Origin of the sequence: Oceaniovalibus sp. ACAM 378, from assembly GCF_008085915.1 — a bacterium.
Classification (GTDB): domain Bacteria; phylum Pseudomonadota; class Alphaproteobacteria; order Rhodobacterales; family Rhodobacteraceae; genus Oceaniglobus.
Window position 1 is genome coordinate 113966 of record NZ_VSJK01000009.1, and the last position, 25012, is coordinate 138977.

The following is a 25012-nucleotide window of genomic DNA, read 5'->3' on the forward strand; positions in this document are numbered from 1 at the left end:
TCCTTTCAGCTCGGGGCGATCAGGGTTCGTTGACAAAGGCAGCGGTGGCAACGGCGGCATAATCGCCGGCTGCATCCTTGCGCATCATCAATCCCAGCCCGGTGGTCGGAAAGATCGGACGCGCCTTGATACAGGCACGCACCAGCATCAGCTCACTGGACCGACCGGGCATGAACCGCGTCACTGGTTTGATTCCTTCGCTGCGGTCGGTGCAGTCGGCATCGGCAGCGATTGTCGCCCAGTTGGTTTTCGGGACACTGCGCATTTCCACCATCAGACTGTTCATGCAGTCGGGCAGCAGCATCGCCTGATCGCAGATCAGCTGTTTGACCTGATCGTGGGTTGGCGGTGTCGTCGGGTTCAGCCGCACGGCGCGCATTGCGATGTCGGTGCCGCGCTCCAGCATCACGTTGCGCATGTTCAACAATCCGGCCTCGGCGCCCGTCATCAGCAGCAAGAGGACCGGAACCACCAGGATCACGAATTCGACGGTTGGGCCGCCATCCTGTTCACGGACAAACCGGCGCAGAGGGCGGGCAAGTGCGTTCAGCAGACGGTTCATTGGGTCAGCCTCAGTTTGGTGATCGATGCGGCAATGGCGTCAAACGCGTCTTCCAGATCGTCCCCCACAACACGGATGAAATAGTTCGGGGTGCTGGCGCACTGGCTCATCACGCTGGCCGAGTGGTCGGTCACTTCGAACCCGATGGTGAACACGGTGGCGCCCTTGGTGCGGGTCTGGTTGCACAGATCCAGCAGCCGCGCGTCCTTGGTCGGACCCAGCACGTCGCGCCAGACGTCATTGTAGAACCTGTTCATCGACCAGCTCGATCCTCGCTGTCCGCGCACATAAAGCGTGGCGAAGTGGCGCACCGACATTTCATTCCACAACTCGGAATAGTCGAGTTGCACCGGTGGCTGGCTTTGCGGCAGGGCGGCGGTCAGAGCCGCATTGATCGCACCAGGATTCTGCCCCAGCGGAAGGTTTGACCAGCCCTGTGGAATGGTGATCGGCGCGATACCCGTCACGCTGCGCGGGAGCGTGACACGCCGGTTCCAGTATCGTTCGTTGGCGATCCGGTCGCCGTCCTCGTCGCCGATTTCGGGCGAACTCCAGGAATAAAAGCTGACAGGCACCGCCGGGTTCGGGGTCCAGCGCCAGACACCTGACGGGCCCGTGGCATAGGCGCTGTTGATTTCCTGCTGCACGGTGTTCACGCCATCGGTCAGCACGACGATGAATTTCTCGGTGTTTGAGCGGTCCCAGCCATAAGGCCGTTCGTCATAGGCGCTGTCGACATCGCCATCGTTGATCAACCGCTGGGTCAGGTTGCGCGCGCTTGGGTCCAGAAAGGCCGCACCCCATTTCATGCCGATTTCAATCGACGTGTTGCCATTGGCAGTCAGTGAATTGATGTGCTGTTTGATCTCCACCGGGTCGTGCAGGAACGGGCGGACGATCTGGTCGGCCTCGGACGGGCAGACGTAAAGCTGTGGCTTTTCCTCAGTATACCACTGGTCAAAGTGCATCGTATGCTCGTAGGCATCGCCGCCACGGATCAGCGTTTCGTTAAAATCTGCATCGGCGAAGGCCAGACAGTTGGAATAGGGATGTTTGGCCGTCACACCCAGTTCGTCCATGATCGCCGGTCCGGCGTTCACATGGGTCGCATAGGGGACCAGGTTCATCGTGATCCGCTCGGATTCTTCGGTGTTATAGATCTTGTCGACGAACCGGGTGGCGGCTGATTTAAGATCGGCCAGCTTTGACGAACTGCCCGGTGCACTTGAGGCCCAGTTCATCGAGTTGGACACGTCCAGCACTAGCGATATTTCCATGTCGGTGCGCAATTCGGTCGCCACCGACAAGGACCGCGGGGTCAACGTATCGACTCCAGTATGGTTCCAGAAGTTCAGGAACATCGTTTTCTGGGTCTTTTCGGTGTCGACCCGCACGGAACGTTGGTTCACCGACTGGGTAACCTGCACGTCCTTGAGATAGTCTGCCAGCCCTTCTTTTTCGAAATAGCTTCCCACGATCACGGCCGCCGGCACCGTTTGGTCCAGGTCGGCGGCGGCCAGTGCGGCGCGGTCGGACAGGTTCTGCAAACGCGTGCGGTTGTTCTCGAACATCATGATGTCGATCGAGATCCCGCCAATGATGACCATACAGATGAAAAAGAACAACGCGAGGATGGTCAACGATCCGGCTTCGTCATCAAGGAACGTGACCCGATCATTTGCGGACCCGCGCTGCTTTGTGTCGAAATGCTGTGACATCGTTCACCTCGGTGATCTCGCCCTCAATGGACCGTTTGATCTAAAAATTCTTTGCTCTCACAGATCAGGCGCGGCAATTCGGGCGGGAATGTGGCAGTGGCGTGCCGCTAAGTTGCCATAGATGCGGCGCAGGAACCGATCGGCACAAACCCGTCGAACTGTCATGAAGCAGACGACAATCAGGGCATTTTTCTTGGCGAAGAAAATTGCTGCAGGCGGGCCCGCTTCCGTATCGGCCGCGCGGGGCAGGGTGGTTTGGTTAACCGCGCCCTTTGATTTCATGCAGAGAGATGGCGATTCGCGTTTGGATCTCACAATCAGGGCGGCCGGCGCCTTGTTGCTGCCGCGATGATATTTGCGGGGGCGCCGACCGCTGCACTGACTTTCCCAACGCGGAGAGGGGCGTTAGAATTACCTACTCCGAACCAACAAAGCACAGCCGCCATGCCCGAACACGCCTTTTCCTGTCGCTGCGGTGCCTTGCAGGGGACCTTGACCCAAACCTCTCCCGGCGAGGGGTGCCACCTGATCTGTTACTGTCGTGACTGCCGCGCCTTTGCCCATCACATGGGCGTGGCCGACCAGTTGTATCCGGGGGGGGGCAGCCCGCTGTATCAGGTGCTGCCCAATCGTATCGCCATTACCCGGGGTGCAGATCAGATCGCCTGCGCACGCCTGTCACCCAAAGGGTTGCATCGCTGGTACGCCGCCTGCTGTGACACGCCGCTGGCCAATACGGTGGGCACGTCGCGCATGCCGCTGGCCGGGATGTGGGCGCCATTGTTCAGGGATCCGGAGGCGCTGGGCCCGGTGGTGACGCACGGGTTTACCAAGGCGGCGCTGCCCGGGGGGCCGAAAAAGGATCGCGGTATCGGACGGATGTTCGGCCGTCTGCTGCGTCGGTCAGTGTCGGCCTATCTGTCGGGCGCGGCGCGGGTGTCACCGTTTTTCGACGCCGCCGGTGCGCCTGTGGTCCGCCCCGAAGTTCTGAGTGCAGAGGCCCGACGTGCGGCCTTCGCCACTGAACCTGGCAAGCAGGACTGACACCATTCTTCAGGGCAGACTGCTCAGAGGGAAACCGCGAACACCGCCGTTTTCATGTTCTGGAGATATCTAGAGCGTGTTGCGTTTTACTAGATTCATGCGTTCAAGCGCCGGGATGAAGCAGCGTTTGCAACGCACAATGCGTTCATCCCGGCGCTTGAATTCAATTGAACGCAACACGCTCTAATCACCGGCAGTCATGCTGCATTCCCCGACGCGGGCCGCGCCCCGATGATCCGGCCAACAGCCGTCCCGACCAAGACTCATGGCACAGGCAGGCCGCTGGATGCGATCCGAACGCCTGTCCGCTTGTTGCGCCAGACCGAGTCGTGCGGCCTGGGTCAGATTTCCTCGACCGTCACGCGGTCGCGATCGAATGCCAGATGTCCGGCGATCTCTGCTGCGGCGTTACCCGGGGTTTCATGGCTCCAGGCCACATCCTGAATCAGTTCGCTTTTCGTCTGGACCGAGAAAAACGCTGCCTCGCCCAACATGGCCGAAGGCGTGCGCGTGATCGAGGGTTCAAGAAACATCATCGCGATGTCGCCGCGTGGAAAAAAGACAATCGGGGTGTTGTCACCCTCGGTCAGTTCCAGCGCGTGCTCGGTTTCGGCCAGAACGGCGCCGCCTGCGCGTACTGTCCAGATGCCCTTGACGGCGCGGATCGTGATATCATTCATGCGGCTCTCCCTGCAGCAATTTTCGCGAACCTAGAGCACCATGTCCAAAAAATGAATTAAAATCCGCCTGAGGGTCGGTCGAATTTCGGTTCGACAGACTCAAAGTGAACACCTCTCACTCCACAAGAGCGGCAAGCAGCGTTGCCCGCTCAGAGCACATCAAGAGGTGCTGTCGCCTGCATCAGCCAGTCACGAACCCGTCCGTCCAACTGCGGGGCAATCAACGCCGCGACCTGCGCGTGATAGCTGTCGATCCAACTGCGTTCGGCAGGCGAAAGGGCGGCCACATCGATCAGCCGCCGATCAATCGGCGCGAAGGTCAGCGTGTCGAAAGCCAGCATGTCGCGCCCGTCAACTCCCGCCAAAGCAGGCTGCACCACCACCAGATTCTCGATCCGGATGCCGAAAGAACCCTCGCGGTAATAGCCCGGTTCGTTGCTCACGATCATGCCGGGCGCCAACGGCACTTCGCTGATCCGCGAAATCCGCTGCGGCCCTTCGTGAACCGACAGATAGACGCCGACGCCGTGCCCGGTGCCGTGATCGAAATCCATGCCCGCAACCCACAGCGGAAACCGCGCCAGCGCGTCCAGATCACGTCCGGCCAGCCCCCGCGGCCACTGCGCCCGCGACAGTGCAATCATCCCCTGCAGCACCCGGGTGAAACAATCGCGATGCTCGGGTGTCGGATCACCGATGACCACGGTGCGCGTGATATCGGTGGTGCCGTCCAGATATTGCCCGCCGGAGTCCACCAGCAGAAGATCCCCGGCGACCAGCGCGCGGTTACTGTCCCGGGTCACGCGGTAATGCACGATGGCACCGTTCGGCCCCGACCCGGCGATGGTGTCAAAACTGATGTCCTGCAGCACGCCGGTGGCGCGCCGAAACTCCTCAAGCGCGGTAACGATCTCGATCTCGGTGACCTTGCGCCCTTCAACGACCTCTTGCGCCATTCCGTCAAGCCAATGCAGAAAGGCGCAGACGGCCGCTCCGTCGCGCAGATGCGCCGCCCGGGTTGCGGCGATTTCGGGCGCGGTCTTGGCCGCTTTGGCCAGAATGCAAGGATCGGCGTCATAGACCACTGCGACACTGGCGGCGTTCAGGATGTCGGTCACGGCAAAGGGCGCGCTGTCGCGATCCACCCTGACCGGCCCGGTCAGCCCGGCAAGTGTTTCGGCCAGATCGCCAGCGATACTCACGTCATTGCCCAGATGTCCGGCGATTGCGGCGAATTTCCCCTCGCCGCCGAACACCTGAACCTTGCCGTCGTCATGCAGCAGTCCAAAGGCCTGTACGATGGGAACGCGCGGAATGTCGGCACCGCGAATGTTCAGCAGCCAGCACAGAGAATCCGGAAGGGTGATCACCAAGGCCCGTTGCCCCGCGTCGCGCAACTGTTCAGCCATATCCGTCCGTTTGGCACCGTGTGTCGCTCCGGCCAGATCGGCGGGATAGACCGTGGCAGGTGCGTCGGGTGCGTCGGGCTGATCGTGCCATACACTATCCACCAGATTGGCAACCGGCACAAACGAAAGTCCCGGAGCGTCCTCGCGCAGCTTCTCGATTTCGCCTAGGGTGTGCAGCCACGGGTCGAACCCGACACGCGCGCCGTCACTCAGCCGTTCTGTGAGCCAGGGCCCCGGCTTGATCGCAGGCCAGTCGACCGGGGTGAATACTTTCGCCACCTGAGCGCGCACCTGAACCTTATAGCGGCCGTCAATAAAGACACCCGCCTGATCGGCCAGCACCACGGCAAACCCCGCCGATCCGGTGAACCCGGTCAACCAGGCCAGTCGCGCATCCCGCGCGGCCACATATTCACCCTGATGGGCATCGGCGCGCGGCACCAGAAATCCGTCCAGCCCCGCCGTCGCCATGGCAGCGCGCAAATCAGCCAGCCGTCCCGGCCCCTGATCCGGCGATGTGCTCACCTCAAAGGTTTGAAACATGACCGTGCCCCCAATGCCGAACTATGGCTTCTTCTTTGTATAAATACTCATAATCCGAACCCGGCATCACGCGCCTCAACCAGCCCGTTTTATCCCCATGATCCGTGCGCGCGCCCGCGGATCGCTGTCGAACAACGAGGCGAGTTGCTCGGTCATCGCACCGGCCAGTTGTTCAACATCGGTGATCGTCACGGCCCGGTCATAATACCGGGTCACGTCATGGCCGATGCCGATGGCCAGCAGTTCGACCTGCTTTTTCTTTTCGACCATGGCGATCACATCCCGCAGGTGCTTTTCCAGATAGTTCGCCGGATTGACGCTGAGCGTGGAATCGTCGACCGGGGCACCGTCGGAAATCACCATCAGGATCTTGCGCGCCTCGTGGCGCGACGCGAGCCGCCGATGCGCCCATTCCAGCGCCTCACCGTCGATATTTTCCTTCAGCAGGCCCTCTTTCATCATCAGCCCCAGATTGGGGCGCACCCGCCGCCAGGGCGCGTCGGCGGATTTATAGATGATATGACGCAGATCGTTCAGCCGCCCCGGAGCGGCGGGCCGCCCGGCAGCCAGCCATGCCTCGCGCGCCTGTCCGCCCTTCCAGGCCCGGGTGGTAAACCCGAGGATTTCCACCTTGACCTGACAGCGTTCCAGAGTGCGCGCCAGAACATCGGCGCAGATCGCTGCGATCGAGATTGGCCGCCCGCGCATCGATCCCGAATTGTCCAGCAGCAGCGTGACACAGGTATCGCGGAATTCGGTGTCTTTTTCCTGTTTGAACGACAGCGGAGTTGTCGGGTTCGCAACCACCCGCGCCAGACGCCCGGCGTCCAGTGTGCCTTCTTCGAGGTCGAACAGCCAACTGCGGTTCTGCTGTGCCTGAAGGCGACGTTGCAATTTGTTGGCAAGCCGCGACACAGCGCCTTTAAGCGGTTCAAGCTGCTGGTCCAGATAGGCGCGCAACCGCTCGAGTTCGGCTGGCTCGGCCAGATCCTCGGCGCGGATTTCCTCGTCGTGGGTGGACAGGTACACCCGATAATTCGGATCGGCGGCACTGGCCGCAGGCGGGGGCGGAGGCTCCAACGGCGCGTCGCCTTCCGGCATCTCGGCCTCTTCGCCCATTTCGGTGTCGGCCATGTCATCCGTGGAGACCTGGGCCTGGCTTGGATCCTGCGACTGATCCTGCGATTGTTCAGGCGATGCGTCACTGTCTTCGCTGTCGTCCTGGTCGTCGCCCTGGTTGTCAGGATCGTCGGAATTGTCATCGTCGGTGTCGGCCTGATCATCGGCGTCGTCTTCGGAATCGGGGTCGTCGCCCAACTGATCGCCATAGCCCAGATCTTCAATGATCTTTCGCGCGAACCGGGCAAAATCGGTCTGATTGCCCAGTTTAGCCTGCAAACCCTCGAGAGTGCCGCCAGCCTTTTCCTCGAAGAACCCGCGCCACAACTCCATGATGTTGTCGGCACCGGGCGGCAGGGGGCGACCCGTGGCCAGATGGCGGATCATGTAACCGGCAGCAACCGAGAGCGGCGCATCGGCCATCTTGGTGACCTGCGCATAGCCCTTGCGCGTCGCGTCATGGGCGATCCGGGCGTCGATATTGCCCGCAGTGCCGGGCATGGTGCGGGCACCCACGGCCTCGCAGCGGGCCTCTTCCATCGCCTCGTAAAGATCGCGCGCCATCTGCCCGGTCGGCGCATAGCGATTGAACGTCGCGGCGTTGTGGTGACGGCGGCGCAGCGCATAGGCATCGGCGGTGCCCCTTGCCAAAAGCACCTCATCGGCGGTCATCCGGCGGCTGACCTGCGGCAGACGGACCGAATCATCGGTCATGCCCGGCGGATCGACGGAATAGGTAACCGATAACTCGCTGTCGTTGGCCATTGTCTTGGTGGCCTCGGCGAGGGCTTTCTTGAACGGATCGGCGGGGTTGTCGTTGTGTTTCATGGGCGTCGGAACCTGCTGAAGCGGCGTCTCCTCCATGTCGCAGGTTTCTGCGTCAGGGTCAAAGGGGGTGGGGCCTGTTCGAGTGGAGCGGGCGTTTTGGCGCAGTGGACAGATCGACCCCGCCGCGTGGCGGGATCTGATCCTTTCGCGGTTCGCTTTCGGCGGCGCCGGTCAAAGAATGCCTTGCGCGAAAATCAACGCTATGCGGCCTCGGGCAGGGGAAAGACCTGATCGTAAGCCCAATTAAACACGAAGGCATAGATCAGATAAAACACAACGAAGGCCACATCCAGGACGAGCGCCTGCCACAATCCAATGCCCAAATAAAAAGCGAGGAGGGGCAGGGTGACGAGCAGAAGCCCTGTTTCAAAAAGCAGCGCGTGTAGAATGCGCTCGAGAAATGTCTTGTGAACACTGCCCTTCAAACGTTTCATCGCCCGGTCAAAAATCAGGTTGTAGATATAATTCCAAAGGGTCGCGATGGTCGCGGCAATAATGGCAACGACGCCAATATCTTCGGCAGGCATCCCGAATCCCATCGAGCCAAGCGGTATGACAAGAAGTAAGCCGATAATTTCAAAGCTGATTGCATGACGGATGCGGTCGCGGGGCGTTCTCATGTTCTTTCCCATCTGGTGGCCGGGTCGTCCCGTAATAGTGCCCTGATGGGGGAGGTCGTCCTCACGGGTTTTACATATAGGACTTATGACAAGGATCTCAATCCATCCCGATCACTGTTGGCAAAATGTCTTTGCCTAAAAAGGACTTGGGTCGGGCACGGATTTCGCAAATGCCCGGAACCATATCACTCGCTGCACAGGATCGGGACACAATCGCCCGACCCTGATCCCGAGCCTAGCGCATGGCAGTGCTGACAGCGCTTTCCGGCAATTCCTGGTCGAAACAGCGCTGATAGAATTCGGCGACCGTTTCGCGCTCAAGCTCATCGCATTTGTTCAGGAACGTCAGGCGGAAGGCATAGCCGACATCGCGGAAAATAGTCGCGTTCTGCGCCCAGGCGATGACCGTACGCGGTGACATCACCGTCGAGAGATCGCCGTTCATGAAGGCCGTGCGTGTCAGATCGGCGACCGTCACCATCTGGCCGAGGATCTTGCGGCCCTTTTCGGTGTTATAGACCGGTGCCTTGCTCAGCACGATGGCGACTTCTGCGTCGTGGGACAGATAGTTCAGCGTCGCAACAAGGCTCCAGCGGTCCATCTGGCCCTGATTGATCTGCTGGGTGCCGTGATACAGCCCGGTCGTGTCGCCCAGACCCACGGTGTTTGCCGTGGCGAACAGGCGGAAACTCGGGTGGGGTGTGATCACCTTGTTCTGGTCCAGCAGCGTCAGTTTGCCGTCTACCTCAAGCACCCGCTGGATCACGAACATGACATCGGCGCGCCCGGCATCGTATTCGTCGAACACAATGGCGGTGGGGTTGCGCAGGGCCCAGGGCAGGATACCCTCCTGAAACTCGGTGACCTGCTTGCCATCCTTCAGCTTGATCGCATCCTTGCCGATCAGATCGATCCGGCTGATGTGACTGTCGAGGTTCACCCGCACACAGGGCCAGTTCAGCCGCGCGGCGACCTGTTCAATATGTGTCGATTTGCCCGTTCCGTGATACCCTTGGATCATCACCCGACGGTTATGGGCGAATCCCGCAAGAATTGCCAATGTCGTGTCGGGATCGAATTTATAGGTCGAATCAATCTCGGGGACCCGCTCGGTGCGGTCGGTGAACGCTTTGACGTTCATCTCGCTTTCGACGCCGAACACCTCGCGCAGGTCGACCTCTTCGGTGGGTTTCGCGTGTACGTCGATCATGCCGTCGGCCATCTGGGTCATTCCTTTCCGCACTGGCCCCGCAATCGGCAGAACCCGTCATCGCAGGCGTGGTGCAACAAATCATCGGACTGTGCAAGAGAAAGGCGGAAAATCACGAAGGGAACCGGCGCACTTCGAGGCGGTTTAGTTTAATAGGGCATTGAACCGGGGGGCCTTGATGACAACGACGATCGATATCGAACGCTGGATAAATGCGACGGCCAGCGGCGATCGTGCCGCGTTCCTTGCGCTCTATGATGCGACAAACGCGAAACTTTTTGGCGTGTGTTTGCGTGTGTTGAGAGACAGAGCCGAAGCCGAGGAGGTGTTGCAGGACGTATTTCTAAAGATCTGGCGAAATTCCGGACTGTATCAAGCAAACGGGTTTTCCCCGATGACATGGCTGATCACAGTGGCGCGAAACGGTGCCATAGATCGGTTACGGGCAAGAAAATCGCGGGGCGAAATGGTGGATTTGGTGGCCGAACTTCCCGATCATGGTCCGACCCCCGAAGCGGCGGCGATTGCGTCGTCAGACAATGCCCAGATGCAAATGTGTCTGGGGCAGCTTGAGCCGGACAGGGCGGACGCTGTGCGGGGCGCCTATCTCGACGGGATGAGTTATCAGGAGCTGGCCGAGAGATACACAGTGCCGCTCAACACGATGCGAACATGGCTGCGGCGCAGCCTGCTGAAACTGAAAGAGTGTCTGACAGAATGAGTAGCGAAATTCCCATCGACGGAGATCCGGAACGCGACGACGATATGTTGGCGGCGGAATATGCGCTGCATTTGCTTGGCCCTGCCGACCGCGCCGCCTTTGAACAGCGTCTTGCCATAGAAGGTGCGCTGCGCGAGATGGTTGCCCGTTGGACTGAATCCTTTGCGGCATTCGCCGAAGATATCCCGTCCGTCGAAGCGCCGCCTGCGGTTCGCGCGCGTCTGGTCAGCGCCATCGCGCCGACGAAACGCAGCACGGTGGGACAGCGCGGGCTTTCCCTGTGGCGGTTGATTGGCGGTGCCGGACTTGCCGCTGCACTGGCGCTGGCGCTGTTTGTATTCTTGCCGCTCAACAGCATCGATACACTGTCGCCGGCAACCTATATTGCCAATATGCAGTCGGACGACAGTGGGTTTGTCCTGCTGGCCGGGTATCATCCTGACGAGGCGGCGCTGGTTGTCAAACGGTCTGCCGGAGACATTCCGGAGGGGCGCGTGCTGGAATTGTGGCTGATCGCGGCGGATGCGCCCGCGCCAGTGTCGCTGGGCACCTTGCCCGATCAGGCCTCCGTCACTCTCACGCTTCCCGAAGATTTGCGAGACAGCGTGGCCGGTGCGACCTTGGCGATAACCGACGAACCCCCCGGCGGCTCGCCCACAGGGAGCCCGACGGGCACAGTCTTGGCGGCAGGTTTGCTGACCGATGCTTAAACTGCGACAGGAACTCTGGGCGTGGTGTCAGCGTTGTCTCCATAGTGTGATTTCGGGAAAATCTGGAATTACCAAAAACTATTTCCCGACATGCGGCGTGTATAGGGAGAGGGCCGTGGAAACGTTGCACGGTTCTTTGACAAGTGTTTTGCACCGCTCGTTCTTTTCGGTGTTTCGGCACTTTCCAGGACCGTCGCAAGAGGTTCCGGTGGGCGTTGCGGATGATATGGATAGCCCCATGCCATTCGATTGCGCCAGAGTCGTTTAAAGAGTTCTTGTGGTAAGAGTGCGCGTCGCCCGGTTCATTCCGGGCGACGTTGTCTTTTCTAGGCCTTTTTCGCCGCAAAAGGCGATCCGCGGTCCGGCCGCGGTCCAGCGGATACTTGCACCTCAGAGGTTAGAGGTTAAGGCGGCGTTACCCGGCACCAACCGACCCGGGCCAAAACCGGATCAGCCTGAATTATTTGGTGAAATTACGGCTGTCCTTGATCTGATCCCAAGCCCAGACAACTTCCTGCAACTGCTCCTCGTGGCCGCGGTCGCCGCCGTTCATGTCGGGGTGCAGCACCTTGATCAGCGACTTATAGGCCGCGCGGATCTGGGGTTTGGACCACCCGTCGCGCGCATCAAGGATATCCAGCGCCCGCCGTTCAGTCGGGGGCAGGCGCTTGGTGCCGGTGACCGCGCGTCCCGGATTGCGCGTCGCGTTTTCGCCCAGCACCTGATGCGGGTCATCGACCCCAAGTCTGGCCCAGGCGCGCTGCTCGTCGCTGGGTTTTCCGAAGGGTTTGGTTTCGCGTCCCCCAACGCGATCCTTTTCGATCTGCTCGTCCATTTCCTCTTCGGTGGCACCGTTAAAGAAGTTCCACTTGAGATTATATTCGCGCACGTGATCTTTGCAGAACCAAAGATATTCATCCAGTTGGTCAGGGCTGCGCGGCGCACGGTACTGGCCGCCTTCCTCGCATCCGGGATGTTCGCACACCCGGGTCGAGGTCTCGAAAGCCCCCGACATGCCGCGTCTGCCACGGGGATTCTTTTTCTTCGCGGCGCTCACGCGCAAATCGAAACCGAATGGATCGCTCTTTGCCATTGTCCGACCTTTCCGGCATATGCCACTGCGACTCGGGGCTTGCAGTCTAGTGTATTGGCCACCGGAGTGAAGGGGAGATTGAATAAAAATGGTAGTACAGGACGATATCGAGGCCGAAATGCGGCAGCGGCTTGAGCGGGCCTTTGCCCCCAGCGCGCTGGACGTGATCGACGAGTCAGAACAACACCGGGGACATGCCGGATATCAGGAGGGCGGTAAAAGCCATTGGCGCGTCGTCATCGCCGCACCCGCCTTTGGCGGGATGACCCGACTGGCCCGTCACCGTGCGGTGCATACGGCCCTGGGGGACGAGGTGATCGGGCGTATCCACGCGCTGGCGCTGGATATTTCGGTCTGATTGGTCAGATCCGGCGGGCCGGTTATGGCCATTCAATCCTGACCGCGCTCTTCGGCGCGGTCGGGGGCCGATGCCGGAAAGGGGGGCACGTGCGCCTCGCCGGTAACCGCTGGCGCAGTCGGACGTGCCGATCCGAGACGCGGCAGGGCGGGCGCGGCCTCGTGTCGCGGCTCGGGCAGGTGGGGTTCGATGGCGACGCGTTTTTCCGGCGGCGCCAGTGCGGCGGGGGCAGGCAGTGTCGCGGCCAGCTGCTCGGGCGTTTCGACCCCGTCATGGGCCGGCAGACCAAAGTTGGAGGCTTCCTGTTCGATCGCGCGGCGGAACACCAGCATCGTCTGGAACACCGTCTTGGTGCCGGTGAATCCCGAACGTTCCTCGCAGGGCAGGGTGTCGGAGCGCAGATATTCCCACCCTTCGGCGCCATAGTCGTTCATCACACCGGTGAGCGCATGGGCAAACCGTGCCTCGCCCGTTTTGGCACCCTTGACCTTGGGTGCCCTTTTCGGTGCGGGCACCACCACGTATTCGAATGTCGTCATGTCACGCCCCTTGTCGGAAATTCCCAGCCGGTGGTTTAGCAGGGCACGCGGCCACGCGAAACCCCGCCCGATGTGTGTCGGCGTCTGCTTGCCGTTACGGAGAGGGCCAGGCGACAGGCCGAAACGCAACATTTGGAAGCGTCTGCACCAACCGCCCGGGCCCGTCCGTCACAGCTCGAGTTTGGCGCTGACCATCTGGTTCACCACAGCCGGATTCGCCTTGCCGCCCGTCGCCTTCATCACCTGCCCGACGAACCATCCCGCCAATTTGGGGTTCTGTTTCGCCTTCTCAACCTGAGCCGGGTTCTCTGCGATGATTCGGTCGACTGCGGCTTCAATTTCGCCCGTGTCAGTGACCTGTTTCATGCCGCGTTTTTCAACGATCTCGGCCGGGTCTCCGCCAGTTGTATAAACGATTTCAAACAGATCCTTGGCGATCTTGCCCGAAATGTCGCCCGATGCGATCAACCCGACGATTCCGCCCAACTGCTCGGGTGAAACCGGGCTTTCGCCAATCGACAGGTCATCTTTCTTCAGCCGGCCAAACAGCTCGTTGATCACCCAGTTCGCGGCCAGCTTGCCGTCATGTCCCTTGGCAACCTGTTCAAAATAAGCGGCATTATCCACATCTGCCGTCAGAACCGAGGCGTCGTATTCGGTCATCCCGAATTCGGTGACAAAGCGGGCTTTTTTCGCATCGGGCAATTCGGGCAGTGACGCCGCGATATCATCGACAAATCCCTGTTCGATCTCCAGCGGCAGCAGGTCGGGGCAGGGGAAGTATCTGTAATCGTGGGCTTCCTCTTTGCTGCGCATGCTGCGGGTTTCACCCTTGTCGGGATCATAAAGGCGGGTTTCCTGCAGGATGCTTCCGCCATCCTCAAGAATCGCGATTTGGCGGCGGGCTTCGACATCAATCGCCTGCTGGATGAACCGCATCGAGTTCATGTTCTTGATCTCGCAACGGGTTCCGAGATGGGCGAAGTCCTGTGATTCCTGATATCGTTCGTAATCGCCGGGACGGCAGACCGACACATTCACATCGGCGCGCATGTTGCCGTTCTGCATGTTGCCATCACACGTCCCGAGATAGCGCAGGATCTGGCGCAGCTTGACGACAAAGGCCGCAGCCTCTTCAGGGCCGCGAATGTCGGGGCGCGAAACGATTTCCATCAAGGCCACGCCGGTGCGGTTGAGATCCACAAAGGACATATCCGGGTCCATGTCATGAATCGACTTGCCCGCGTCCTGCTCCAGGTGAATCCGTTCGATCCGCACCAGTCGTGCAATCCCGGGGCCCATTTCGACCAGAACTTCGCCTTCGCCGACGATCGGATGATAAAGCTGGGATATCTGATATCCCTGCGGCAGGTCCGGATAAAAATAGTTCTTCCGGTCGAAGGCCGACTTGAGGTTGATCTGTGCATTCAGCCCCAGACCGGTCTTGACCGCCAGCGCCACACAGCCTTCGTTTATCACCGGCAACATGCCGGGCATGCCCGCGTCTACGAAGGCAACATTCGAGTTTGGCTCGGCGCCGAATCGGGTGCTGGCGCCGGAAAACAGCTTGGCTTTGCTGGCGACCTGGGCATGGACCTCAAGGCCGATGACGAGTTCCCAATCGTGTTTCGCCCCCGAGATCACCTTGGGTTTCGGCGTGTCAAAGGCTAGATCCAGCATGGTTTTATGTCCTTCGGAATGGCTGAGACGTCATAGTTCAGAGGGGTGAAAGGGGCAAGGGGCGGTGGATTTCCGCCGACAGAAAGCCGCGAAGGTTGATCGATGCGTCGACTCGTTTATGACTTCGCGCTGCCGGGGAACTGGGCCGCGGCGCTGCCATAGCGAGCCATGATGAAACGACCGATTGCTGCCGCGTTTGCGCTGATGTTGACCCTTGGCGCTTGCGCCAGCACGACAAATACCGTTGTCGATGGTTCGGATTCTCTGCCTGTGATGCGGTGGGATCACCGACCCGAAGCCCCTCTTTGGACCGAAGCGACGCTTACCGCGCTTGAGTCCCATGGAGCAGCGCTTCCCTCCTTTGTGCCCTCCGATATTGCCACATATTGCCCGGGTTATGCCGAAGCCGAGCCTGATGACCGCGCCGCGTTCTGGGCCGGATTGTTCAGCGCGCTGGCCGAATACGAAAGCACATGGAACCCGGTTGCCGTCGGTGGTGGCGGGCTGTGGTACGGTCTCGTGCAGATCGATCCGCGCACCGCACGGGGATATGGCTGTGCAGCAACCAGCGGCTCCGCGCTCAAGGACGGTGCGGCAAACCTCAGCTGTGCGGTACGGATCGCAACGGCGCAGGTGACAAAACGCGGCACGGTAAGCCGTGGCATGCTTGACTGGGGCCCGTTCCACAACGCGGGCAAACGGTCTCAGATGCAGGCATGGACCCGCGCACAACCCTATTGCAAGGCGGGTTGAACCGGCTTGCCCCCCATGATGTCCAAGGGCACTCTGCATCCATGTTGCGCGCCGCGATCATCATTCTCTGCCTGAGTCCCTTCGCCACCTTTGCTCTGGCGGATGTCACGCCGGTGGAAACCACCCGACCAAAGCCGCGACCGTCAATCACCCCCGAGATCATTCCCGACACCCGTTGGGATCACCTCAGCGAAAGCGCCCGCTGGACCCGCGCCGCACTGGACGCCCTGAAGACGCATGGCGCGCCCTTGGTGCGTGTGGTGCCAAAGGACGTGGCCGAATGGTGCCCGGCCTATCCGCAAGCCGGCGCAGAGCAGCGGCGGGCCTTCTGGGTCGGCTTTCTGTCTGCACTGGCCAAGTATGAAAGCCGCTGGCGCCCCCGGGCGGTTGGCGGAAACGGACGCTGGTACGGGTTGTTGCAGATCCTGCCAGCCACAGCGCGTGGCTACAGATGTCGCGCGCAATCGGGAGAGGCGTTGCAATCTGGCGGCGCGAACCTGTCCTGTGCCGTGCGGATCCTGGCGCGCACCGTCCCCCGCGACGGGGTCATTCAAGCCCGGCAGCCGCGATGGAGCGGGGTTGCCGCCGACTGGGGCCCGATGCGGTCAGAAAGCAAACGGTCGGAAATGGCGGAATGGCTGCGCTCTCAGGACTATTGTCAACGGATGACCAGCCCCCGCCCGGTGCCGCGCCCAGCCGATCTTATGGGTCCGGTGATGGCGGGCACAGGCCCGGCACCGCCTCGTAAAATCGTGCAGGCGTCGAACTGAGCGCATCGGGCAAAGGCAGTGTCGCGCGGCGATTCGGCAGGAATGGCCGCCCGTCAGGCAGGTGACGCGGCGGCCATTCCCTTGTCAGCCCAGAATGCGGCCCACCATTTCGTCGGTGTCGCGTGACAGGCCGGGGGTTGCTGCGATCCGTTCCATTGCGGCGCGCATCATTCCCTGCCGGTCCGCGTCATAGCGGCGCCAGGTTTCAAAGATCGTCGTCATTCGCGCCGTTGTCTGCGGGTTCACCGGATCAAGCCGGATCAGCCAGTCAGCGATCAGTTCATAGGCCGCGCCCGATTCGTGGTGCAGCCCGCCATGGTTGCCGGCCAGCCCGCCGATAAGCGAGCGGAAGCGATTGGGGTTCTTCCAGTCGAAATCAGCCCGTGCCGCCAGATCGCGCGTCACCTCGGCCGCCCGTTCGGGTGCGGCCAGCATCGTCTGCAACATCAGCCATTTGTCCATCACCAGCCGGTCATCCCGCCACTGGTTCTCGAACGCGGCCACCTGTTCGTCACCCTTTTCGGTGGCAAGCAGCGCCGCAAGTGCGCCGACCTGTTCTGTCATGTTGTCCGCCGCTTCGAACAGCCGCTCGGCCCGCGCGCCGCCGTCGATATGCGAAAGGAACCCAAGCGCCGACAGTCGCAGCGCCCGCGCACCCGCGCCCTTGGCATCGGGCGCATAGGGGCCGGGCACCGCCATTGCATCGAATATCCCGCCCAATACATCGCCATTGGTTTCGGCGATCTCACGCGTCAAACGCTGGCGGGCATCGCGGATCGCATCCGGATCGGGGGTCAGCCCGGCATCGAACAGTGTCTGCGCCATGTCATCGTCACCCGGCAACGCTATGCAAAGACTGCGAAATGCGGGCTCAAGCGTTTCGTCGCGCAGCACCTTGTCCAGCGCCGAAAGAAAGACCGGCGCGGGCGTGGCACCGTCCACCACCATCGACGTCAAAACATCCTTGGCCAGAGTGCGCCCCGCCTCCCAACGATTGAAAGGATCGGTGTCGTGGGCCAAAAGAAAAGCACGCTGTTCAATGGTCATCTCACGCTCGACGATCACCGGCGCGGAAAAGCCCCGCAGGATCGACAGAACCGGGCGCGGGCCCTTGGTGTCGAAAGTGATTTGATCCTCGGCCTTGTCCATGATCAGCATTTCGCTGCCCGTCATGTCGTTCCCGTCGGGATGCAGGAAGCCGAATGCGATTGGAATGACCTGCGGTTCCTTTGCGGCATGCCCCGGGGTGGGCGGAGTGTATTGCCGAAGATTTACCGTCAGGCGATTGTTGTCAAAGCTCTCTGTCACCTTCAGGCGCGGCGTTCCGGGTTGCTGATACCAGCGTTTGAACTGGGTCAGATCGCGGCCCGTCGAATCCTCAAACACCTGCAACCAATCCTCGATCGTGCAGGCCTGCCCGTCGTGGCGTTCAAAATACAAAGCCAGCGCCTTGTCATATTCCGCGTCGCCGACAATCCGTTTCAGCATCCCGATCAGCTCGGCACCTTTTTCGTAAATCGTGGCGGTGTAGAAATTGTTGATCTCGACATAGCTTTCGGGGCGCACGGGGTGGGCCAGCGGACCGTTGTCCTCGCGGAACTGGCGGGCGCGCAGTTGCAGGACGTCTGCGATACGCTTGACCGGACGGCTGCGCATGTCGCCGGAAAACTGCTGATCGCGGAAAACGGTCAGCCCTTCCTTGAGACACAGTTGAAACCAGTCGCGGCAGGTAATGCGGTTGCCCGTCCAGTTGTGGAAATATTCGTGGGCAATGATGCCCTCGATCCGTTCGTAATCAAGATCGGTCGCGGTTTCCGGGCTGGCCAGAACATAGCGCGAGTTGAAGACGTTCAGCCCCTTGTTCTCCATCGCGCCCATGTTGAAATCATCGACCGCCACAATGTTGAACACCGACAGGTCATAGGCGCGGCCATATACCTCTTCGTCCCATTTCATGCTGCGGATCAGAGCGTCCAGAGCATAGTCGCACTTGTCCTCGTCGCCCGGTCGCACCCAGATGTTCAGAGCCACATCGGCGCCGTGCATCGTGGTGAACTGCCCCGAATGGGCCACCAGATCGCCTGCGACCAAGGCGAACAGATAGGCGGGCTTGGGCCAGGGATCGTGCCATTCGGCAAATCCGTCGCCGCTGTCGCCCGGATTGCCGTTGGACAGCAGGACCGGCGCGTCGCCTTCGATGCGGACGCTGAAGGTGGCCATCACATCGGGGCGGTCAGGATAATAGGTGATCTTGCGAAAGCCTTCGGCCTCGCATTGGGTGCAGTACATGCCGTTGGACATATACAACCCTTCAAGCGCGGTATTGCTGGTGGGGGCGATTTCGACCTCGGATTCCCACAGGAATGGGCCGCCGGGTACGGCGCAGGTCAGATGGGTGTCGGTCACATCCGGGCTGACCGGGGTGCGGTCGATTGTCGCCGAGATCAGCCGCAGTTTTTCACCGTCCAACCGCAGTGTGGTGTGATCAGTGGCGGCCGGATTTGGGCGGAACCGGATTTCGGTGCGGACCCTTGTGGCGTCCGGTGAGAGGCGAAACACCATTTTTACACTGTCGATCAGATGGCTGAACGGGCGGTAATCGGACAGGCGGGTGGCCTGCTGTGCATCCTGCGGCGCGGCGTCTTTCATGGCGGTCCTTTGGCAAAAGACAGTGAACTTTCTGTTGGCCGGGACGTTAACTGGGTAGCTGTCCGGCCGCAACGTTCGGTAAAATCCAATTTGTCCTGAAGCAATCTGTATCAAAGGAGACTATCATGTCCGCACCCCAGACCAACGTGGAGAAGCAGGAAAAGGACCACAAGCCCGCACTCTTGGGTATGAAGGCGTCGGTAATATTTGCCGTCGTGATGCTGATTGTGATGATCGGCTGGCTTGCCTTACGGGGTAACACGCCTGATGAAGCCGAAACTCAGATCGACGGACGCACGGGCGATGCTGTGGTTGCAGAATAATCACCAGGTGCCCAGACGAGAACAGCTGCTGTCAAACGGCCGATTTTTGACATCCGGCTTGCGACGCGCACTTCATTTCGTTGTCTTTTACCGTTCGGGGGGGCATGGTCGGCCCAACGACACAAGACACGGAAATAGTCATGAAGCGCCCCATTGTCGGAATTATCGGCAACCAGAACTTGTTGAACAATCAATATCCAGTGCATGCCGTGGGCTTGATGAACACTCAGGCTGTTGCAGGAGTCACAGATGCGATTCCTATGCTTATACCGGCCGATCCACGGTTGGTATCGGTGCCCGAACTGTTGGATGCCTGTGACGGGTTTCTGCTGACCGGCGGGCGACCGAACGTCCACCCCGAGGAATACGGTGAGATCGCCACCGCCGCTCACGGTGATTTTGACCGTGCGCGAGATTGCATCGTCCTGCCGTTGGTGCGTGCATGTGTCGAGCGGGGCCAGCCATTTCTTGGAATCTGTCGCGGCTTTCAAGAGGTCAATGTGGCCATGGGTGGGTCGCTGTATCCCGAAATTCGCGATCTTCCGGGACGAACCAACCACCGCATGCCGCCCGACGGCACGTTGGAGGAAAAGTTCGAACTGCGACATGCGGTCAGCTTTACGCAAGGCGGAGTGTTTCACCGGCTGATGGGCGCGCAATCTGTGATGACGAATACGCTGCACGGGCAGGGCATATGTCGCGCCGGAGTGCGGATCGTGATCGACGGGACGGCGCCCGATGGAACGCCGGAAGCGATCTATGTGGAGGGTGCTCCGGGGTTTACTCTTTCCGTCCAATGGCATCCGGAATGGAACGCCGCAAACGACCCGGTGTCGCGACCGTTGTTCACAGCATTTGGCGAAGCCTGCCGCGGCTATGCGTCAGCGCGGGGGCGATTGATCAACGGATCTTCGGCAGTTGCCTGAGCGATTAAGGGATTTTTTACCGACATCGCGCAGGTTGGAAGGATGGATCATCTCTGCCCCATGCCTCCGGCACTGTTCTTTGCGCGTTTCTTTGCATCGCAGGCGGCGCGCGACGGTGCCGTCATTCGGCGAAAGATCCGGGATGTGGAAAATATGATCGGTCGACAGGTGTTTCTGGCTGAGATGCGGCGCCGAGGGTTTCCAGTGATCGAGAATGCAGGACAGTTCGTGGTGTTCTGCAATCGCGAGCCGATGCATCGGTTGGTCTGATGCGATTTCCGAGCCGGAAATCGTTTCGGAAAATCTCGATTTTCCGTTTCCAGCGTGAGCTTCGTCAGGCTGCGAACCCCGGACTTTGACGAAGCAACTCATATTTGAGCACGAGAAAAGCCGCCTTCGGGCTTTCTGACGCGTCCCAGGCTCGTTTTTAGGTCGAACCCCGTCATCCAATCCCGGTCACGGGCTTGGACGTAAGTTAACCTCCGGCTTGGTTTTGCGCCATCACCGCTCTGATTTTTCAGTGGCGCGGTAGACCAGATAGGCACGCGGACGACCCCTCAAGCGGTGCGGGTGTCAGCAGTACCTTTCCGGCCCAATCCATTGTGCGGTCGCATAGCGATCACCGTGGGTCGATCCGACGGGAAATGCCGCTTCGATCCGTGCCAGATCATCCGTGCTGAGCTCCATGTCACAGCCCCGGGCCAGATCGCGCAGATGATCCACAGACCTTGTGCCGGGGATCGGCAATACATGATCACCCCGCGACAAAAGCCAGGCGATGGCCAGCGCTGCAGTGGGCACACCCATGCTGGCCGCAAGACGACGCAAGGAATTGGTGGCGACGAGGTTGGCAGCGAGATTGTCGCCGGTGAACCGGGGGGCTTCGGACATGAAGGCAGATTGAGCCACAGTTTCAGTCGTCGGCGGGCGATCGGTCAGCAGACCCCGGCAGACCGGCGAAAACGCGACCAGCGCCGCGCCGGTGTCGGCACAGGCTTGCACCAGCCCAAGTTCGGGCAGGCGGGTCGCCAGAGAATATTCCGATTGTACGGCGGCCACCGGATGCACCGCCACTGCGCGGCGCAACGACGCCGGAGCAATTTCGGAAAACCCGAACGCGGCGATCTTTCCCGCTTTCACAAAGCTAGCCAGGGTTTCGGTGACGTCCTCGATCTCGTACCGGGGATCGCGGCGGTGGACATAGAACAGGTCGACCCGTTCGATACACAGTCTCTTCAGGCTCTTGTCCAACTCAGCCGCAAGATGCGTGGGCGAATTGTCAAAGCTGCGGGCTTTTGTCTTCGGATCGCGGCTTATCGACGCCTTGGTGGCAATGTGGAACCGGTCGCGTGTGTCGGGGCCGCGTGCCGTCAGATATTGTCCGATCACGGTTTCCGAGCGCCCCATGCCATAGACGTTGGCCGTGTCGATCAGCGTGATTCCCAGTTCCAGTGCTGCATCCAGAATGGCAAAAGACGCTTCGTCGGTGGTTGGGCCATAGAAATCGGAGAACGACATCGCGCCGATTCCCAGTGCGGATACCTTGGGGCCGTTACGGCCCATGGTGCGGGTGATCATTGGAGGGCTCCTGACTTTCGCGGCAAGAAACCCGCACGCGCGCGGAATGTCGAGCCGTTTTCTGTCCCAGCGTCCCGGCCCGGGTCGATCAGGCGTCTTCGCGCAGCATGTCAGCGGCCTTTTCACCGATCATGATGGTCGGAGCGTTGGTGTTGCCTGAAACGATCGCGGGCATGATCGAGCAATCCGCCACACGCAGTCCGGAAATGCCGTGCACGCGCAGGCGTTCATCGACCACCGCACCCGGCCCCTGACCCATCGCGCAGGTGCCCGCAGGATGATAGATCGACGCGGTATTGCTCCGCGCCCAGTCCAGCGTCGCGTCGTAATCCTCCATCGGCAGGGACGCGTGGGGGCGGTATTCTTCGGATATCTTGTCGGTCAGCGGCGCATGGCGGGCGATGGTGCGCGCAATGTTCACGCCCGCGACCACCGTGCGGCAATCGGTTTCGGTGGACAGGTAATTTGGCAAGATTTTGGGATAAGTGGCGGCATCCGGCCCGGCCAGCCGGATTTCGCCACGCGATTCGGGGCGCAACTGACACACCGACATGGTGAAGGCCGAAAACAGATCGGCGCCCTTGCCCGGGTTTTCCGCCGACAGGGGCTGGACGTGGAACTGGATGTCGGGGGTTTCCAGATCGGGGCGGGATTTCATGAAACCGGTGGCAAGGCTGGCCGCCATTGCCATGGGACCGGAGCGGAACAGCAGATATTTCAGGCCGATCCGCGCCTGATTGACCAGACCGCGCACTTCGTCATTCAGGGTCGGCTCATTGCATTTATAAACCAATCGGGCCTGCAGATGGTCCTGCATGTTCTGGCCAACTCCGGGCAGGTCATGCACCACAGCAACCCCGTTGTCCTTCAGGTGTTCGCCCGGGCCGATCCCCGACAGCATCAGGATCTGCGGTGAATTGATCGCCCCACCTGAAAGCACGATTTCGCGCCGGGCGGTGACAGTATGCAGCGCACCCGCCTTGTCGCGGTATTGCACTCCAGTGGCCCGCTTGCCGTCAAGAATTACCTTTTGAACGTGGGCGTGGGTGATGATCGTCAGGTTTTTGCGTGACTTGACCGGGTTCAGGTAGGCAACAGCGGCGCTGCACCGCCGACCGTTCTTTGCAGTCAGCTGGAAATATCCAACGCCCTCTTGCTGCGCGCCATTGTAATCGGGATTGAACGGATAGCCCGCCGATTGCGCGGCGGCGACCCAGGCATCGCAGATTGGCCGCTGGATGCGCATGTTCGACACGTTCAGCGGTCCCTGATCGCCGTGAAATTCATCGGCGCCGCGCTCATTGTTCTCGGCCCGGCGGAACAGCGGCAGAACCGCGTCCCAGCCCCAGCCGCGATTGCCCATCTGTGCCCAGCGGTCATAATCCTGCGGCTGCCCACGCACATAAAGCAGCCCGTTCAGGGAGGATGACCCGCCCAGAACCTTGCCGCGCGGCCATTCGATGGACCGCCCGTTCAGCCCCGGATCGGGCTCGGTTTTATAGCACCAGTCGACCGAGGGATTGTGAATCGTCTTGAAATACCCGACCGGGATGTGAATCCACGGGTTTGTGTCGCGCCCGCCCGCTTCCAGCAGGACAACGCGAACTGCCGGATCGGCGCTCAGCCGATTGGCCAGTACGCAACCCGCGGATCCAGCCCCGACAATGACGTAATCTGCATCATGACCTGCTTCGGACATGCGATTCTCCCATGGTTCGATGAAAAAACTCTATACAGAATCAAATTCACCGCATAGTATTTTTTGAAACAAAATGTCTCATTAATTGAGGCGCGCGATCCAAAGACGACTGTTAAGATCACTTCAGGGAGGAACGAAGATGACAATTGGTAACAAGCTCAGCGGCATTTCCCGCCGCGATCTGTTCAAACTGGCCGGGCAATACGGCATGTCCAGCACGCTGCTGGCCGCTGGCAGTTTCGGTGGCGCGATGAGCATCGCAAACTTGGCCCGCGCGGCCGAGTCGACCTATGAGCGGCGGTTTGCGAAAGAGGCCAAGCATACGCTGAAAATGGGCGCCTCGGGGTTCAACGCGCGCAACCTGCTGATTGAACGGGCAGGCGGGCTGGAATTCGCCCGCGATCTGGAAAGCCGGACAGACGGCGAAATCCGCGTCGAATTCATTGGCGACAACCAGATCTGCGGTCAGACCTCTTGCGTCGAAAAAACCCAGCAGGGGATCGTCGACATCTATTCCGCCTCGACCCAGAATTCGGCCGGGGGTGCGCCTTATCTGAACGTTCTCGACTATGCCTATATGTTCCCGTCGCGCGCGGCCCAGTACCATTTCCTGTACTCACCTGAATCGAACAAACTGCTGCGCGAGCCGCTTGAAGAACGCCACGGCCTCAAATTCCTGTTCAGCCATTGCGAGTTGCGCGGAATCCAGTTGGGGCAGGGGTGGAAGGATCGCCCGACCGTCACCAAGGTTGAAGAACTGTTCGGCACCAAGAACCGCGTCACCGGAACACAGCTGGGTCGCATCGCCATGCAGGCGCTGAATCTAAACCCCGTGCCCGTGGCATGGGAGGAAACGCTGGACGGTCTTCGTCAGGGTCTGATCGACGGTGCCGAGACTTGGGCCTCGGCAGTGGCCTATGCCGGGATGACCCCGGTTGTGTCCCAGTCGGTCGATCTGAAATTCTTCTGCGGCACCGAACACACATCGATTTCCACCAAGGTTTACAACTCACTGTCCGAGGAATTGCAGAACGCGGTCATGGAATCAGCCTATTGGACGCAGGTCCATGTGCAGGGCGCGAACGAGGCGGCGCTGGTCAACACCGTTGGCTTTTCCGATCCGCAATTGCCAAACACGATGTTCGTCAAGGACGATGTGCGCTGCGCCTTCCTTGCCGACGATCAGATCAAGATCGCTGAGGAAATGTGTTCGCCCGAGTTCCAGCCGCAGCTGTGGGAGCAGTGGCGCGAGCGTCTGAACAACTGGGCCGGTGGCATTGATACCTATCAGGAAATCTATGACGTCGCGCGGCAGATTCCAAAAGACACGCTGCCCGAGAATGTCGAGCCGCGCCGCTGGTGGAAGGGCTGACATCCTGACCGGATGAACCTGTCCGGTCCCCGGTCGGGGGCCGGCCTTACGGTCAATCGGGGCGACCCGGGCGGCAGACTGCCACAGCGGCAGGCCAACCTAACCAAT

Annotated in this window: 24 protein-coding genes; 10 read left to right on the top strand and 14 right to left on the bottom strand. The window is 60.5% G+C overall.

What is annotated here, in order from left to right; all coding sequences use genetic code 11:
* Nucleotides 1-19: 19 nt before the first annotated feature.
* Genes FQ320_RS13755 through FQ320_RS13765 form a run of 3 tightly spaced genes read right to left on the bottom strand, consistent with a single transcriptional unit; the run spans nucleotide 20 to nucleotide 2562 of the window.
* On the bottom strand, nucleotides 20-562 hold the full coding sequence (locus FQ320_RS13755; RefSeq protein WP_148473184.1) for a pilus assembly protein: 543 nt from the start codon (nucleotides 560-562) through the stop codon (nucleotides 20-22).
* The gene (locus tag FQ320_RS13760) at nucleotides 559-2280 is read right to left on the bottom strand and encodes a Tad domain-containing protein (RefSeq protein WP_148473185.1); all 1722 of its coding nucleotides are present in this window, start codon (nucleotides 2278-2280) and stop codon (nucleotides 559-561) included. The genes FQ320_RS13755 and FQ320_RS13760 overlap by 4 nt, the downstream gene beginning before the upstream one ends.
* A gap of 57 nt (nucleotides 2281-2337) precedes the next feature.
* Nucleotides 2338-2562, bottom strand: coding sequence for a hypothetical protein (locus FQ320_RS13765; protein WP_148473187.1), 225 nt, complete (start codon nucleotides 2560-2562; stop codon nucleotides 2338-2340).
* 162 nt (nucleotides 2563-2724) lie between these two features.
* On the opposite strand from FQ320_RS13765, the gene FQ320_RS13770 reads away from it, so the two are divergent.
* Entirely contained in the window at nucleotides 2725-3324 is a 600-nt protein-coding gene (locus FQ320_RS13770; RefSeq protein WP_187393902.1) for a DUF6151 family protein, read from the top strand.
* Nucleotides 3325-3665: 341 nt separating this feature from the next.
* Here the strand turns inward: FQ320_RS13770 and FQ320_RS13775 are convergent, their stop codons facing one another.
* The 5 genes from FQ320_RS13775 to cobS all read right to left on the bottom strand — a co-directional run bounded on the left by FQ320_RS13775 (nucleotide 3666) and on the right by cobS (nucleotide 9745).
* Nucleotides 3666-4004 carry a DUF427 domain-containing protein gene (locus tag FQ320_RS13775; RefSeq protein ID WP_148473191.1) on the bottom strand — a complete coding sequence of 113 codons (339 nt, stop codon included), beginning with the start codon at nucleotides 4002-4004 and terminating at the stop codon, nucleotides 3666-3668.
* Nucleotides 4005-4153: 149 nt separating this feature from the next.
* A complete protein-coding gene (locus FQ320_RS13780; RefSeq protein ID WP_148473192.1) occupies nucleotides 4154-5956 on the bottom strand; it encodes an aminopeptidase P family protein in 1803 nt (600 codons plus the stop codon).
* Between the two features lie 75 nt (nucleotides 5957-6031).
* Nucleotides 6032-7903 (bottom strand): cobaltochelatase subunit CobT, encoded by a 1872-nt coding sequence (gene cobT, locus FQ320_RS13785; protein WP_148473194.1) that lies wholly within the window; start codon nucleotides 7901-7903, stop codon nucleotides 6032-6034.
* 200 nt (nucleotides 7904-8103) lie between these two features.
* Nucleotides 8104-8523, bottom strand: a complete 420-nt coding sequence (locus tag FQ320_RS13790; protein ID WP_148473196.1) for a PACE efflux transporter — start codon at nucleotides 8521-8523, stop codon at nucleotides 8104-8106.
* Between the two features lie 235 nt (nucleotides 8524-8758).
* Nucleotides 8759-9745, bottom strand: a complete 987-nt coding sequence (gene cobS, locus FQ320_RS13795) for a cobaltochelatase subunit CobS (protein ID WP_148473371.1) — start codon at nucleotides 9743-9745, stop codon at nucleotides 8759-8761.
* A gap of 166 nt (nucleotides 9746-9911) precedes the next feature.
* Here cobS and FQ320_RS13800 point away from each other — a divergent pair, with 166 nt between their 5' ends.
* Nucleotides 9912-10454, top strand: coding sequence for a sigma-70 family RNA polymerase sigma factor (locus FQ320_RS13800; protein ID WP_148473198.1), 543 nt, complete (start codon nucleotides 9912-9914; stop codon nucleotides 10452-10454).
* Nucleotides 10451-11164: an anti-sigma factor domain-containing protein gene (locus FQ320_RS13805; protein WP_187393903.1), complete on the top strand. Its 714-nt coding sequence runs from the start codon at nucleotides 10451-10453 to the stop codon at nucleotides 11162-11164. The genes FQ320_RS13800 and FQ320_RS13805 overlap by 4 nt, the downstream gene beginning before the upstream one ends.
* 460 nt (nucleotides 11165-11624) lie before the next feature.
* Here FQ320_RS13805 and FQ320_RS13810 read toward each other — a convergent pair whose 3' ends face one another.
* Nucleotides 11625-12257, bottom strand: a complete 633-nt coding sequence (locus FQ320_RS13810; protein WP_148473201.1) for a J domain-containing protein — start codon at nucleotides 12255-12257, stop codon at nucleotides 11625-11627.
* Between the two features lie 88 nt (nucleotides 12258-12345).
* Between FQ320_RS13810 and FQ320_RS13815 the strand changes: the two genes are divergently transcribed.
* Nucleotides 12346-12615, top strand: a complete 270-nt coding sequence (locus FQ320_RS13815; RefSeq protein ID WP_148473203.1) for a BolA family transcriptional regulator — start codon at nucleotides 12346-12348, stop codon at nucleotides 12613-12615.
* A gap of 32 nt (nucleotides 12616-12647) precedes the next feature.
* Here FQ320_RS13815 and FQ320_RS13820 read toward each other — a convergent pair whose 3' ends face one another.
* Entirely contained in the window at nucleotides 12648-13154 is a 507-nt protein-coding gene (locus tag FQ320_RS13820) for a DUF4177 domain-containing protein (protein ID WP_148473205.1), read from the bottom strand.
* Nucleotides 13155-13322: 168 nt separating this feature from the next.
* Nucleotides 13323-14834, bottom strand: a complete 1512-nt coding sequence (gene gatB / locus FQ320_RS13825; protein ID WP_148473207.1) for an Asp-tRNA(Asn)/Glu-tRNA(Gln) amidotransferase subunit GatB — start codon at nucleotides 14832-14834, stop codon at nucleotides 13323-13325.
* Between the two features lie 171 nt (nucleotides 14835-15005).
* Between gatB and FQ320_RS13830 the strand changes: the two genes are divergently transcribed.
* Nucleotides 15006-15587: a transglycosylase SLT domain-containing protein gene (locus tag FQ320_RS13830; protein ID WP_148473209.1), complete on the top strand. Its 582-nt coding sequence runs from the start codon at nucleotides 15006-15008 to the stop codon at nucleotides 15585-15587.
* Nucleotides 15551-16357 (top strand): transglycosylase SLT domain-containing protein, encoded by an 807-nt coding sequence (locus tag FQ320_RS13835; protein WP_255509504.1) that lies wholly within the window; start codon nucleotides 15551-15553, stop codon nucleotides 16355-16357. The genes FQ320_RS13830 and FQ320_RS13835 overlap by 37 nt, the downstream gene beginning before the upstream one ends.
* A gap of 84 nt (nucleotides 16358-16441) precedes the next feature.
* Here the strand turns inward: FQ320_RS13835 and pepN are convergent, their stop codons facing one another.
* A complete protein-coding gene (gene pepN, locus FQ320_RS13840) occupies nucleotides 16442-19006 on the bottom strand; it encodes an aminopeptidase N (protein WP_148473211.1) in 2565 nt (854 codons plus the stop codon).
* Between the two features lie 125 nt (nucleotides 19007-19131).
* On the opposite strand from pepN, the gene FQ320_RS13845 reads away from it, so the two are divergent.
* From FQ320_RS13845 to FQ320_RS13855, 3 genes are all read left to right on the top strand, one after another.
* Nucleotides 19132-19329, top strand: coding sequence for a hypothetical protein (locus tag FQ320_RS13845; RefSeq protein ID WP_148473213.1), 198 nt, complete (start codon nucleotides 19132-19134; stop codon nucleotides 19327-19329).
* Between the two features lie 140 nt (nucleotides 19330-19469).
* Nucleotides 19470-20255 (top strand): gamma-glutamyl-gamma-aminobutyrate hydrolase family protein, encoded by a 786-nt coding sequence (locus FQ320_RS13850; protein ID WP_187393904.1) that lies wholly within the window; start codon nucleotides 19470-19472, stop codon nucleotides 20253-20255.
* Nucleotides 20256-20297: 42 nt separating this feature from the next.
* On the top strand, nucleotides 20298-20525 hold the full coding sequence (locus tag FQ320_RS13855) for an N-(5'-phosphoribosyl)anthranilate isomerase (RefSeq protein WP_148473216.1): 228 nt from the start codon (nucleotides 20298-20300) through the stop codon (nucleotides 20523-20525).
* A 303-nt stretch (nucleotides 20526-20828) separates the two neighbouring features.
* Here FQ320_RS13855 and FQ320_RS13860 read toward each other — a convergent pair whose 3' ends face one another.
* Both FQ320_RS13860 and FQ320_RS13865 read right to left on the bottom strand, forming a co-directional pair.
* Complete coding sequence (locus FQ320_RS13860) at nucleotides 20829-21833, bottom strand: aldo/keto reductase (protein ID WP_148473218.1); 1005 nt, start codon at nucleotides 21831-21833, stop codon at nucleotides 20829-20831.
* 88 nt (nucleotides 21834-21921) lie between these two features.
* Nucleotides 21922-23532 (bottom strand): GMC family oxidoreductase, encoded by a 1611-nt coding sequence (locus FQ320_RS13865; RefSeq protein WP_148473220.1) that lies wholly within the window; start codon nucleotides 23530-23532, stop codon nucleotides 21922-21924.
* 139 nt (nucleotides 23533-23671) lie between these two features.
* Here FQ320_RS13865 and FQ320_RS13870 point away from each other — a divergent pair, with 139 nt between their 5' ends.
* Nucleotides 23672-24904 carry a TRAP transporter substrate-binding protein gene (locus FQ320_RS13870; protein ID WP_148473222.1) on the top strand — a complete coding sequence of 411 codons (1233 nt, stop codon included), beginning with the start codon at nucleotides 23672-23674 and terminating at the stop codon, nucleotides 24902-24904.
* The last annotated feature ends 108 nt before the right edge of the window (nucleotides 24905-25012 follow it).

Bases quoted from the DNA above. Each gene is read 5' to 3' on its own strand.
- FQ320_RS13780 (WP_148473192.1), bottom strand. From the start codon at position 5,956: ATGTTTCAAACCTTTGAGGTGAGCACATCGCCGGATCAGGGGCCGGGA.
- FQ320_RS13865 (WP_148473220.1), bottom strand. From the start codon at position 23,532: ATGTCCGAAGCAGGTCATGATGCAGATTACGTCATTGTCGGGGCTGGA.
- FQ320_RS13765 (WP_148473187.1), bottom strand. From the start codon at position 2,562: ATGAAATCAAAGGGCGCGGTTAACCAAACCACCCTGCCCCGCGCGGCC.
- FQ320_RS13815 (WP_148473203.1), top strand. From the start codon at position 12,346: ATGGTAGTACAGGACGATATCGAGGCCGAAATGCGGCAGCGGCTTGAG.
- FQ320_RS13870 (WP_148473222.1), top strand. From the start codon at position 23,672: ATGACAATTGGTAACAAGCTCAGCGGCATTTCCCGCCGCGATCTGTTC.
- FQ320_RS13755 (WP_148473184.1), bottom strand. From the start codon at position 562: ATGAACCGTCTGCTGAACGCACTTGCCCGCCCTCTGCGCCGGTTTGTC.
- cobS (WP_148473371.1), bottom strand. From the start codon at position 9,745: ATGGCCGACGGCATGATCGACGTACACGCGAAACCCACCGAAGAGGTC.
- gatB (WP_148473207.1), bottom strand. From the start codon at position 14,834: ATGCTGGATCTAGCCTTTGACACGCCGAAACCCAAGGTGATCTCGGGG.
- FQ320_RS13775 (WP_148473191.1), bottom strand. From the start codon at position 4,004: ATGAATGATATCACGATCCGCGCCGTCAAGGGCATCTGGACAGTACGC.
- FQ320_RS13770 (WP_187393902.1), top strand. From the start codon at position 2,725: ATGCCCGAACACGCCTTTTCCTGTCGCTGCGGTGCCTTGCAGGGGACC.
- FQ320_RS13850 (WP_187393904.1), top strand. From the start codon at position 19,470: ATGAAGCGCCCCATTGTCGGAATTATCGGCAACCAGAACTTGTTGAAC.
- FQ320_RS13820 (WP_148473205.1), bottom strand. From the start codon at position 13,154: ATGACGACATTCGAATACGTGGTGGTGCCCGCACCGAAAAGGGCACCC.
- FQ320_RS13800 (WP_148473198.1), top strand. From the start codon at position 9,912: ATGACAACGACGATCGATATCGAACGCTGGATAAATGCGACGGCCAGC.
- FQ320_RS13855 (WP_148473216.1), top strand. From the start codon at position 20,298: ATGGATCATCTCTGCCCCATGCCTCCGGCACTGTTCTTTGCGCGTTTC.
- FQ320_RS13760 (WP_148473185.1), bottom strand. From the start codon at position 2,280: ATGTCACAGCATTTCGACACAAAGCAGCGCGGGTCCGCAAATGATCGG.
- FQ320_RS13790 (WP_148473196.1), bottom strand. From the start codon at position 8,523: ATGAGAACGCCCCGCGACCGCATCCGTCATGCAATCAGCTTTGAAATT.
- FQ320_RS13845 (WP_148473213.1), top strand. From the start codon at position 19,132: ATGTCCGCACCCCAGACCAACGTGGAGAAGCAGGAAAAGGACCACAAG.
- pepN (WP_148473211.1), bottom strand. From the start codon at position 19,006: ATGAAAGACGCCGCGCCGCAGGATGCACAGCAGGCCACCCGCCTGTCC.
- cobT (WP_148473194.1), bottom strand. From the start codon at position 7,903: ATGAAACACAACGACAACCCCGCCGATCCGTTCAAGAAAGCCCTCGCC.
- FQ320_RS13835 (WP_255509504.1), top strand. From the start codon at position 15,551: ATGGACCCGCGCACAACCCTATTGCAAGGCGGGTTGAACCGGCTTGCC.
- FQ320_RS13830 (WP_148473209.1), top strand. From the start codon at position 15,006: ATGAAACGACCGATTGCTGCCGCGTTTGCGCTGATGTTGACCCTTGGC.
- FQ320_RS13810 (WP_148473201.1), bottom strand. From the start codon at position 12,257: ATGGCAAAGAGCGATCCATTCGGTTTCGATTTGCGCGTGAGCGCCGCG.
- FQ320_RS13860 (WP_148473218.1), bottom strand. From the start codon at position 21,833: ATGATCACCCGCACCATGGGCCGTAACGGCCCCAAGGTATCCGCACTG.
- FQ320_RS13805 (WP_187393903.1), top strand. From the start codon at position 10,451: ATGAGTAGCGAAATTCCCATCGACGGAGATCCGGAACGCGACGACGAT.